Source organism: Ideonella azotifigens (assembly GCF_006519715.1).
Classification (GTDB): domain Bacteria; phylum Pseudomonadota; class Gammaproteobacteria; order Burkholderiales; family Burkholderiaceae_C; genus Ideonella; species Ideonella azotifigens.
On record NZ_VIDT01000149.1, the window covers coordinates 1 to 10,020 of the forward strand.

Annotated in this window: 8 protein-coding genes; 3 read left to right on the forward strand and 5 right to left on the reverse strand. The window is 67.5% G+C overall.

Annotated elements, in window-relative coordinates:
• The 5 genes from FKP22_RS11605 to FKP22_RS11625 all read right to left on the reverse strand — a co-directional run.
• Window positions 1-779: succinylglutamate desuccinylase/aspartoacylase family protein (locus FKP22_RS11605; RefSeq protein ID WP_141287655.1), on the reverse strand; the 779-nt coding region annotated here is incomplete at its 3' end.
• Between the two features lie 33 nt (window positions 780-812).
• Entirely contained in the window at window positions 813-1,499 is a 687-nt protein-coding gene (locus FKP22_RS11610; RefSeq protein WP_211361379.1) for an ABC transporter permease, read from the reverse strand.
• Window positions 1,500-1,522: 23 nt separating this feature from the next.
• Window positions 1,523-2,206, reverse strand: coding sequence for an ABC transporter permease (locus FKP22_RS11615; RefSeq protein WP_141287662.1), 684 nt, complete (start codon window positions 2,204-2,206; stop codon window positions 1,523-1,525).
• A gap of 39 nt (window positions 2,207-2,245) precedes the next feature.
• Window positions 2,246-3,052: an L-arginine-binding protein AotJ gene (gene aotJ / locus FKP22_RS11620; RefSeq protein ID WP_141287657.1), complete on the reverse strand. Its 807-nt coding sequence runs from the start codon at window positions 3,050-3,052 to the stop codon at window positions 2,246-2,248.
• Window positions 3,053-3,133: 81 nt separating this feature from the next.
• Entirely contained in the window at window positions 3,134-4,528 is a 1,395-nt protein-coding gene (locus FKP22_RS11625; RefSeq protein WP_170200860.1) for a cyanophycinase, read from the reverse strand.
• 302 nt (window positions 4,529-4,830) lie between these two features.
• Between FKP22_RS11625 and FKP22_RS11630 the strand changes: the two genes are divergently transcribed.
• The 3 genes from FKP22_RS11630 to FKP22_RS11640 form a co-directional block, all read left to right on the forward strand.
• Entirely contained in the window at window positions 4,831-7,638 is a 2,808-nt protein-coding gene (locus FKP22_RS11630) for a TonB-dependent receptor (RefSeq protein WP_141287659.1), read from the forward strand.
• A 201-nt stretch (window positions 7,639-7,839) separates the two neighbouring features.
• Entirely contained in the window at window positions 7,840-8,559 is a 720-nt protein-coding gene (locus FKP22_RS11635) for a winged helix-turn-helix domain-containing protein (RefSeq protein WP_141287660.1), read from the forward strand.
• Window positions 8,556-10,020, forward strand: a 1,465-nt coding sequence (locus FKP22_RS11640) for a HAMP domain-containing sensor histidine kinase (protein WP_141287661.1), incomplete at its 3' end; no start/stop codon positions are given. The genes FKP22_RS11635 and FKP22_RS11640, both read left to right, overlap by 4 nt.

A 10,020-nucleotide genomic window follows, 5' to 3' on the forward strand; every position in this document is an offset into this window, starting at 1 on the left:
CCTTCTGCGTCTGCCTCGGCGCGGGCGTGCGACACATCGGCCTCGCCGCGCAGCTCGATGGTGGCGGCCATGCACGAAGACGGCAGCGGCTTGTCCGCTCCAAGTTTCGCGGCCAGCGCCGGCCAGACCATGGAGCAGGCCTCGTCGAACGGGTCACCGCCCGAACGCTCGGCCAGCAGCGAAACCTCGGCGCGGATGCAGCGCGCCAGCAGTTCGGCCGTGGGCCAGGTGGCCGGCGTGGTGTAGAGGTGCAGCACGGCCTCGCCGTCGCAGTGCAGGTCCAGCACCACATCGGCGTCGATGGCCAGCGCCAGCAGCGTCTTGCGCAGGCTTTCCAGCTCGGTGGCCACCGGCAATGCCGCCGCGGCGTCGCGCAGCGCGCCGCGCACCAGCGCCACGTTCTGCTGCGCGTCCGCCCCGAGTTGTTCGCCCACCGCGGCCAGCACGGCCTCGGTCAGGTCCGCATAGTTGCGGTTGAAGTTCTCGCCGCTGCCCAGCTCGAAGCGGCCCTGGTAGTTGCGCAGCACCCATTGCCCAATGCCGATCGGGTTGGCCGCCGGCACCAGTACCACTTCACCGAGCAGCCGACCGGCCGCTTCCAGCGCGGCCAGCGCGCCGCGCAGGTGATGGGCGACCAGCATGCCCGGCACTTCGTCGGCATGCAGCGAGGCCTGGATGTAGACCTTGGGGCCGCGGCCGGGCTCGCCGTGGTGCAGGCTGACCAGTTCGCGGCGGGTGCCGGGCACGGGGCTGAGCAGGGAATGGGTGACGGTTTTCATTGGAGCGAGAACAGAGGTTTCAGCGCGGCAGATTCAGCGCGGGAGCAAGGGCTGCAGCCAGCGCTTTTCGGCCTGCCGGAACATGGCCACCAGCACCATGGTGATCAGCACGTAGAACACGGCCGCGGTGATGAAGGCCTCGAACGGCAGGTAGTAGATCGAATGCACCTCGTTGGCGGCATTCGTCAGGTCGGCCAGCGTGACCACGCTGGCCAGCGAGGTGCCGTGCATCATCAGCACCACCTCGTTGCCATAGGCCGGCAGCGAGCGCCGGAAGGCCGAGGGCAGCACGATGCGCCGCAAGGTCACCCAGCGCGACATGCCCAGCGCCTTGGCCGCTTCGATCTCGCCATGCGGCAGCGCCTTGATCGCGCCGTAGAGAATCTCGGTCGTGTAGGCGCAGGTGTTCAGCGCAAACGCGGCAATGGCACAGAACCAGGCCGAGCTGAGCCAGGGCCACAGGATGCTGGCACGCACCCACTCGAACTGCGCCAGCCCGTAGTAGAGGATGAACAGCTGCAGCAGCATGGGCGTGCCGCGCATCACGTAGGTGAACAGCCAGACCGGCTTGTTGGCCCAGGGCGAAGGCAGGCTGCGCAGCATGGCCAGCGGCAGCGCACCCAGCATGCCCAGCGCCAGCGCGGCGGCCAGCAGTTCCAGCGTGACCAGCACGCCGTGGAAATACAGCGGCAGGCTTTCGCGGATCGCGTCGAAGTCCATCGTCAGTTCAACTTCTCAACGGCTCAGAGCGACACGCGCCGCGTGCCGATGGACAGCCGCTTCTGCAGCCAGGCAAAGCCCAGTTCGGACACACTGGTGAACAGCAGGTAGATGACCCCGGCCGCGACGTAGAACAGGAAGGGCTCGCGCGTGCTGCCGGCCGCGCCCTTGGCGCGCGCCATCAGGTCCGACAGGCCGATCAGCGAGACGATGGCCGTGCTCTTGATCATCACCAGCCAGTTGTTCGACAGGCCAGGCAGTGCATGCCGCAGCATCTGCGGGCCGACGATGCGGCGCAGCACCTGCCAGGGCGTCATGCCGTAGGCGACGGCCGCCTCGCGCTGGCCAGGCGGCACGGCCAGGAAGGCGCCGCGCAGCACCTCGGTCAGGTAGGCGCCGAAGATGAAGCCGATGGTCAGCACGCCCGCCACATACGGGTTGATGTCCAGGCTCTCCCAGCCCATGCGCTCGGCCAGGCTGTTGGCCGCGACCTGCCCGCCGTAGAAGACCAGCAGCATCACAACCAGGTCCGGCACGGCCCGCACCAGCGTGGTGTAGGCCGTGGCCAGCCACTGCAATGCGCGAACCTTCGAGAGCTTGGCCAGCGCGCCGGCCAGGCCCAGCACCAGCGCAATGGCCAGCGAACCCAGCGCCACCGCAAGTGTCAGCAGCGAGCCCTCGAGCAGGCTGTGGCCGTAGCCGTGCAGGAAGTCCACGCGCGCGCCCCTCTAGTCTCTTCTTCTGCCTTACTTGCCGAAGACGTCGAAGTCGAAGTACTTGTCCTGGATCTTCTTGTAGCCGCCACTGGCGCGCAGCGAGACGATGGCGGCATTGAACTTGTCGACCAGCGTGGTGTCGGCCTTGCGGATCGCGATGCCCGAGCCGTCGCCGAAGAACTTGGTGTCTTCGATGGCCGGGCCGATGAAGGCAAAGCCCTTGCCGATGGGTCGCTTCAGGAAACCGCCGTCCTCGGCGACCGAGTCGCCCAGCGTCGCGTCGATGCGGCCGGCCGCCATGTCCAGGTAGACCTCGTCCTGCTTGGCATAACGCACGATCTCGCTGTCCTTGTAGAAGGCGGTGACGTAGCGGTCGTGGATGGTCGTGCGCTGCACGCCGATCTTCTTGCCCTTCAGTCCGGCGGGCGACACATCGGTCGTGGCGCTGCCCTTGCCGACGAAGCGGGCCGGCGTGTTGTAGTACTTGTTGGTGAAGGCCACAGCCTTCTTGCGCTCTTCGGTGATGGCCATCGAGGCGATGATCGCGTCGAACTTCTTGGCCTGCAGCGCCGGGATCATGCCGTCCCACTCCTGCTGCACCAGCGTGCACTCGGCCTTCATCTCGGCGCACAGCGCCAGCGCCATGTCGATGTCGAAGCCCTTGAGCTTGCCGTCCGTGCCCACTTCCGAGAACGGCGGGTAGGCGCCTTCAACGCCGATGCGGACCTTCTTCCAGTCCGGCGCCTGGGCCAGCGCAGCGGTGCTGGTGAAGATGCCGAGGGTGGCCCCAAGGGCGGCCGTCAGGCAGGCGATCAAGAGAGGGCGGCGTTGCATCATGGTGCAGAAAGCTCCTGGGGAGAAAAAGCGCACGTGGACCGAAATGAAGGCCGCAGTATCGCGCGGCGCAGGGTGCGCGGATCAGCGGCCGGTCCAGGGCGCAAACAAGGGCCGTGCCATGCGCACCGGCTGCAGGTCCAGGTAGACGTTGACCACGCTGTAATCGTCGCCGCCCTGCTCGTCGGAGTACCAGCCCAGCGTGTCCTTGCCCTTGTAGAGGCGGAACGAGAAGCCGAGGTCGGGCAATGGGTCGCCGGGCTGGGCCTTGGGATCGAAGGCCAGGCCGCGCACTTCCTTCTGGCTGCTGTCGATCAGGAAGCCCATCGCATTGGCCACCGTGGTGTCGCCCAGCATGTCGATGTAGAAGGGCTCGTTGGTGAAGTCGGGCTTGTAGCCGGGTGCGTTCGGGTCCAGCTTCTGGCCGCGCTGCTTGCGCTCGGACGGCGCGATCTGCCGCGTGCCCAGGTCGTAGTGGTCGCCACGGTCCAGGTAGCTGAGCTTGGCGCCGGTGAGGTTCAGTGCGCCGAGCTGCGGGTTGGTCTGCGCATCGGCCAGGTCCACCAGCAGCGCACCCTTGCCGCCAATCACCTCGATCTGGTCGCCCTGCACGATGGCCGCGCTGTTCTCGTCCACGCCCAGGCCCAGCTTGTAGCCCTTGGCCAGCATCAGCGGAATCATGCGGCCGAAGCGGCCGCGCTTGAGGAAATGCTGGTCCACGAACAGGTTCGGGCCGACAAAGCCCAGGCCGTGGTCGACCTCCTTGCCGTCGCGCAGCTGGCCCTTCATCACGCTGAGCACGCTCAAGGCATCGCGGAACATCACCGTGCTCATCACCGCAGCACCAGCCGAGGTGCCGGCCACCACGCCACCGCGGCGGTACACGTCCCAGATCGCCTGCAGCATCGGCGTGGGCTTGCCGCCGGGGTTGAAGGTGTCGACGATGCGCTCCTGCGCGCCGCCGGAGAAGAAGATGCCCTTGGCGTTCTTGACCAGCTCCAACAGCGATGGGTCACGCACCGCCTTGTCCAGGTCCACCCATTTCAGCGCAGGCGCCACCGGCAGTTGCTCGGCCACGGCGCCGCGGCGCTCCAGCAGGTCGCCGATGCGGCGCGCCGTCTTGTCCGGATTTTCCGAAGCGGTGCCGAACACCACCCAGCGCGAGCCGCGCCCACCGGCCAGTTCCACCAGCCGGCCCCAGACCTCGTCGTTGTCGTCCTTCAGCGCACCGCCAATGACCACCGCGTAGCCCTTGACCTGCTGGAACGGGATCGCCCCGGCGGTGATGCCGCCGGCCCGGGTCACCGTGCCGACCGACTCGCGGCTCGGCGCCTGCACCTGGGCCTGCAGCGTCGGCACCAGGCCCAAACCCAGGCCCAAACCCAGGCCCAGCGCCAGTCCGCCCAGCAGCAGCCTGCGGCCCGCCCGCTTGCCGCTGTCGCCCTGCTTCATCTTGTCCGTCTTGCGGCGCTCGCTCATGCCAAACCCATCCCAAATCCATCTGAACCACGAAAGCGGCTGCCGCGCCCGCCCGAAGGCGGCGCTTTGCCATGGCGCATCTTGGCACCGCATTCCGTGAGAACAAACGTCGCCCGTGGGATTGCGTCGAGATTGCGAGGGCCGATACAGCACCGTCGCTTGCACCGCCGTGCAATCCCTTGTGAAGCCAAGTTGCTGAATTGCGACGCTCGGTGAAAGCGCCGTGACACGCGGCGCGAACGCTTCCTAGACTCGCAGACCGACCCACACACCACAAAGCATCGCTTCGGAGGATCCTCTTCATGCATAGCCCCGTCACGCCGCACGCGGCTGCCCACCGGTCCACGCGCCTTCGGGCCTGCGCCCAGGCGGTGGCCCTGCTGCTTTCCGGCGCGGCCCCGGCCTTGCTGCATGCCCAGACGGCTCCCGCCGACACACCCCAACGGGTCGAGATCACCGGCTCGGCAATCAAGCGCATTGACGGTGAAACGGCACTGCCGGTGCAGGTCATCACGCGCAAGGACATCGACAAGGCGGGGCTGACCACGGCCGCGGAAATCGTCGCGCACATCAGCGCCAGCGCCAACAACCTGACCGACGGCGGCAGCATGGCCTACGGCGGATTCCGCGACCAATCCGGCCTGAACGCGGCCAACCTGCGCGGCCTGGGCGTCTCGTCCACGCTGGTGCTGCTGAACGGCCGCCGCATGGCCAACTTCGCTTCGCCGGGTGACGGCGCCGGCGTGGACCTCAACACCATTCCGGCTGCGGCCATCGACCGCGTGGAAGTGCTGCTGGACGGGGCATCGTCCCTGTACGGCAGCGACGCGATTGGTGGCGTGATCAACTTCATCACCAAGCGTGACTACCAGGGCGGAGAGATCAGCGCCTACGCTGGCAAGACCGGCGAAGGCGGCGGTGGCAAGCGCTCGGCCACGCTGTCGGGCGGCGTGGGCGACTATGGCCGCGACGGCTTCAACCTGTTCGGCGTGTTCGACGTCCAGAAGACCGACAGCCTCAACGCCCGCCAGCGTCACTTCATCAAGGACCTGAAGATTCCCGAGCGCTTGCCGGATTTGCTTTCCAGCGCGACCTATCCGGCCAACCTGATCCTCAGTGGCTCCCAACGCGACAGCCTGATCGCCGACGGCTACTCCAGCAACGGCAAGACGGTCATCGACTCCAGGACCATCAACCCAGCCGCCGCCACCGGCTGCAACCCACCCGCCACGCTTTACCTCCCGGAAGGCATTGGCGGCGCCGACGGTTGCACCTATGACTACATGCGCGACATCGAGCTGTACCCGAAGTCGACCAAGACCAGCGTGTTCGGCCGTGGCGTGTGGGACCTGGGCGGCGGCCACCAGCTGTTCGGCGAAGCCTCCTGGGCCCGTTCGAGCACCTTGTATTCGGGCACGCCCAACCGCATTGACGCCGAAGTCGACGTCTCGCTGATCCCCGCGCTGGCCGGAACCACCCTCACCACGTTGGATCCGGACGACGAAGACCGCAGCATCACCGCGCGCACCCGCCTGGTCGAGGCCGGCCTGCGCACCAGCGAACTGGTGTCCACCGGTCAGCGCTACGTGCTGGGCATGAATGGCAATGTGTCAACGTGGGACTACGAGGTCGCGCTGAACCACAGCACCAGCCTCGTGTCCGACCGCGACCACAACGGTTACCTGAACGAGGACATGATCCGCGACGGTTTTGCCGACGGCACGCTGAACCCGTTTGGTGCCTCCGGCTCGGCCGGCCAGGCGCTCTACAACACGGCGCAGATCCGGGGCGAAGTGCGCCACGCGTCAGGCCAGATGGACGGCGTGGACTTCAAGGCCTCGCGCCCGGTGATGAAGCTCTCCGGCGGCGACATGGCATTGGCGTTGGGTGGCGAGTTCCGCCGCGAGCGCCAGAACTACCACCAGTCGCAGGCACTGGCGGACGATCTGATCCTCGGCGAGACCTCGCAAGGCCAGGACGCCGACTTTGGCCGCTCGCGCCACGTGGGCGCGGTGTTCGGCGAAATCAGCGCTCCCGTCACCAAGCAGCTGGAGCTGCAGGCCGCCGTGCGCTACGAGCACTACGAAGTCACCGGCAGCGCGACCAGCCCGAAGATCGGCCTGAAGTACACCGTCACGCCGGAACTGATGTTCCGCGCTTCCGCTGGTTCGGGCTTCCGCGCGCCCAGCCTGTCGGACCTGTACCGCCCGGTGACCGAAGGCTCCGCCGCCACGGTCACCGACCCCGTCTGCCTGGCCAATGATCCGGAGAACACCGTCACCGACTGTTCCGACCTCTGGACCACGCTGAACTACAGCAATGCCAAGCTGAAGCCCGAGCGCTCGCGCCAGTTCACGCTGGGCACGGTGTTCGAGCCCCAGCGCGGCATGAGCGTCAGCCTGGATTACTGGAACGTCCAGAAGAAGGACACCATCAGCACCATCGGTGTGGACGTGATCCTGGCCCACCTGGACAAGTACGGCAGCCTGGTGCACCGCTACAACGACCCGGCCGGCGACCCCGACAGCGACTTCATGCGCGTGTGTGGCGACGACCTGGACCCGGACGACAACTCGATCTGCTACATCGACCTGGTCAAGCAGAACCGCGGCCAGCAGCGCATCTCTGGCCTGGACATCGGCCTGTCGCTCAGCAAGCTGCAAAGCGGTGTCGGCACCTTCGGCGTGCGGCTGAATGGCACCTGGACCGTTTCGTCCAAGCAGCAGACCGGCAACGGCGACCCCTTCGTGAGCAACCTCGGCGAGTTCGTCAACGACGGCGTGGTGCAGCGCTGGCGGCACACGGTGGCCTTGGACTGGGAACAGGGCCCGTACTCGGCCACGCTGTCCAACAACTACCTCTCGGGCTACAAGGACCAGCACATCATCGGCAAGGATGACCGCCGCGTCTCGGCGTACACGCTGTGGAACCTGTCCGGCGCCTGGGACATCACCAAGGACTTCACGCTGCGCGGCGGGGTGCAGAACCTGTTCGACACTGCGCCGCCGTTCTCGCAACAGGCCTGGTACTTCCTCTCCGGCTACGACCCCAGCTACACCGACCCGCGCGGCCGCTTCTTCTACGCCAGCGCGACCTACCGGTTCAAGTAAGCCTCACTCGTTCCACACCAGCCCGGCCGCTCGCACGCCGGGCTTTTTTTCGTTCATCGTGGCCAAGGCCTGTCAGGTTTCGCCGGCTCGCGCGACCAAGGTTCACCGAAGCCTGAAAAGCTTCAACAAAACGTGAAACCTGCGCGTGCGCACCGGCCGAACAATGGCCTGGGGCGGGCGTGCGCCTGCCCGTGCCAAGCGATGCCGAACCCTGTGCCGAAAAAAGTCCTGCTGGTCGAAGACGACGCGCCGATTGCCGAGCTGGTGCAGATGCACCTGCGTGAAGAAGGCCTGGACGTGATGCATGCGGCCAGCGGCGACCTCGGCGCCGAGCTGCTGGCGCGCAGCCATTGGGACGCACTGGTGCTGGACCTGATGCTGCCAGGCGTGGACGGGCTTGAAATCTGCCGCCGCGCGCGGACCATGGCGCGCTACACGCCCATCATCATGATCAGCGCCCGGGCCAGCGAGGTGCACCGCATCCTCGGGCTGGAACTGGGTGCCGACGACTACCTCCCCAAACCCTTCTCGATGCTGGAGCTGGCCGCCCGCGTGAAAGCCTTGCTGCGCCGCACCGAGGCGCTGGCGCGCGACGCGCGCATCGAGTCCGGCGCGCTGTCGCTGCACGGGCTGGAGATCGACCCGCTGGCGCGCGAATTGCGGCGGGACGGCAAGTTGATCGAACTGACACCGCGCGAGTTCGACCTGTTGTATTTCCTCGCCCGCCACCCCGGCCAGGTGTTCTCGCGCATGGACCTGCTGAACAAGGTCTGGGGCTACCAGCACGACGGCTACGAACACACGGTCAACACCCACATCAACCGGCTGCGGCTGAAGGTGGAACAGAACCCCGCGCTGCCACAGCTGGTACTCACCGTGTGGGGCCGCGGCTACCGCTTCGCGGCGGAGGTGCCGGCGTGAAGCGCGGCTGGTCGCTTTCCACCCGATTGGCGCTGCTGTTCGGCGGCCTGCTGCTGGCCTGCGGCCTCGCAGCGACGGCGCTGCAGATCCACGCCGGCGAGCAGCGCGAGCAGGAGGTGGTGCAGCGCCTGTCGCTGGGACTGGCGGGGCACATCGCCGGCCATGAACTGTTGATGCTGCCGGACGGACCCGATGCGGGCAACGTGCAGCGCCTGTTCACCAAGCTGATGGACGTGAACCCCAGCGTGGAGCTGTACCTGCTGGGGCCGGACGGGAAGATCATTGCCGATGCAGCGCCGCCAGGGCACCTGAAGCGGCACCAGGTGAACCTCGCGCCGCTGCAGCGCCTGCTGGCCGGCGCCACGCTGCCGGTGTGGGGTGACGACCCGCGCAGCGAGGCCGGGCAGAAGGTCTTCAGCGCCGCGCCGCTGTGGACCAACGGCCGGCTCGCGGGCTACGTCTACGTGGTGCTGATCGGCGAGGAGCACCAGGCCTTGCTCCACCCCTGGGCCGATGCACCGGCCCACATCGGCGCGATGGCGCTGATCACCGGCCTGGCGATGCTGGCCGGGTTGCTCGCGCTGCGCGCCATCACCCGGCCGCTGCAAAGGCTGACGCGCATCGTGCAGCACTTCGACCACGACGGCCTGGCCGGCCTGGAAGCCGCGCAGCAGGCGCTGGCCAACGAGCCGCCGTCAAACGACGAGATCGGCCGGCTGCGCCAGGCCTTCGGCCACATGGCGCAGCGCCTGGCCGCGCAGTGGCAGGACCTCAGCCACCAGGACCAGCAGCGGCGCGAACTGGTGGCCAACATCTCGCACGACCTGCGCACGCCGCTGACCTCGCTGCACGGCTACCTGGAGACGCTGAAGCTGAAGGCCGCGCTGCTCAGCGAAGCGGAGCGGGCCCGCTACCTGGACGTGGCCATTGGGCAGAGCCGCCAGGTGGGCCGGCTGGCACAGGAGCTGTTCGAACTGGCGCGGCTGGAGTACGGCGCGGTGACGCTGAGCCGCGAGGTCTTCGCGCTGCCGGACCTGGTGCAGGACGTCTGCCAAAAGTTCGCGCTGGCGGCCGAGGCACGTGGCCAGCGGCTGCAGGCCGACATTGCACCGGCGCTGCCGCAGGTGGACGCGGACCTGGGCCTGATCGAACGGGTGCTGACCAACCTGATCGACAACGCGATCCGCCACACGCCGCCGGGCGGGTTGATCGAGCTGCGACTGCGCGCGCTGGGCCAGGCGGTGGAGGTTCGGGTGCGGGACGACGGCCCCGGCGTGCTGGAGCACCTGAAGCCGCATCTGTTCGTGCGGCCCAGTTTCCAGACCGGGCTGCGCGGCCGTGCCGGCGGTTTGGGCCTGGTCATCGTCAGCCGCATCCTGCAGCTGCACGGTTCGCAGATCCGGCTGATGCCTTCGTCACAAGGCGCCGACTTCGCCTTTCAGCTGGCACCCGTTCGGACCT

Excerpts from the sequence above, each read along its gene's own strand:
- FKP22_RS11610 (WP_211361379.1), bottom strand. The coding sequence starts at position 1,499 with ATGGACTTCGACGCGATCCGCGAAAGCCTGCCGCTGTATTTCCACGGC.
- aotJ (WP_141287657.1), bottom strand. The coding sequence starts at position 3,052 with ATGATGCAACGCCGCCCTCTCTTGATCGCCTGCCTGACGGCCGCCCTT.
- FKP22_RS11625 (WP_170200860.1), bottom strand. The coding sequence starts at position 4,528 with ATGAGCGAGCGCCGCAAGACGGACAAGATGAAGCAGGGCGACAGCGGC.
- FKP22_RS11630 (WP_141287659.1), top strand. The coding sequence starts at position 4,831 with ATGCATAGCCCCGTCACGCCGCACGCGGCTGCCCACCGGTCCACGCGC.
- FKP22_RS11635 (WP_141287660.1), top strand. The coding sequence starts at position 7,840 with ATGCCGAACCCTGTGCCGAAAAAAGTCCTGCTGGTCGAAGACGACGCG.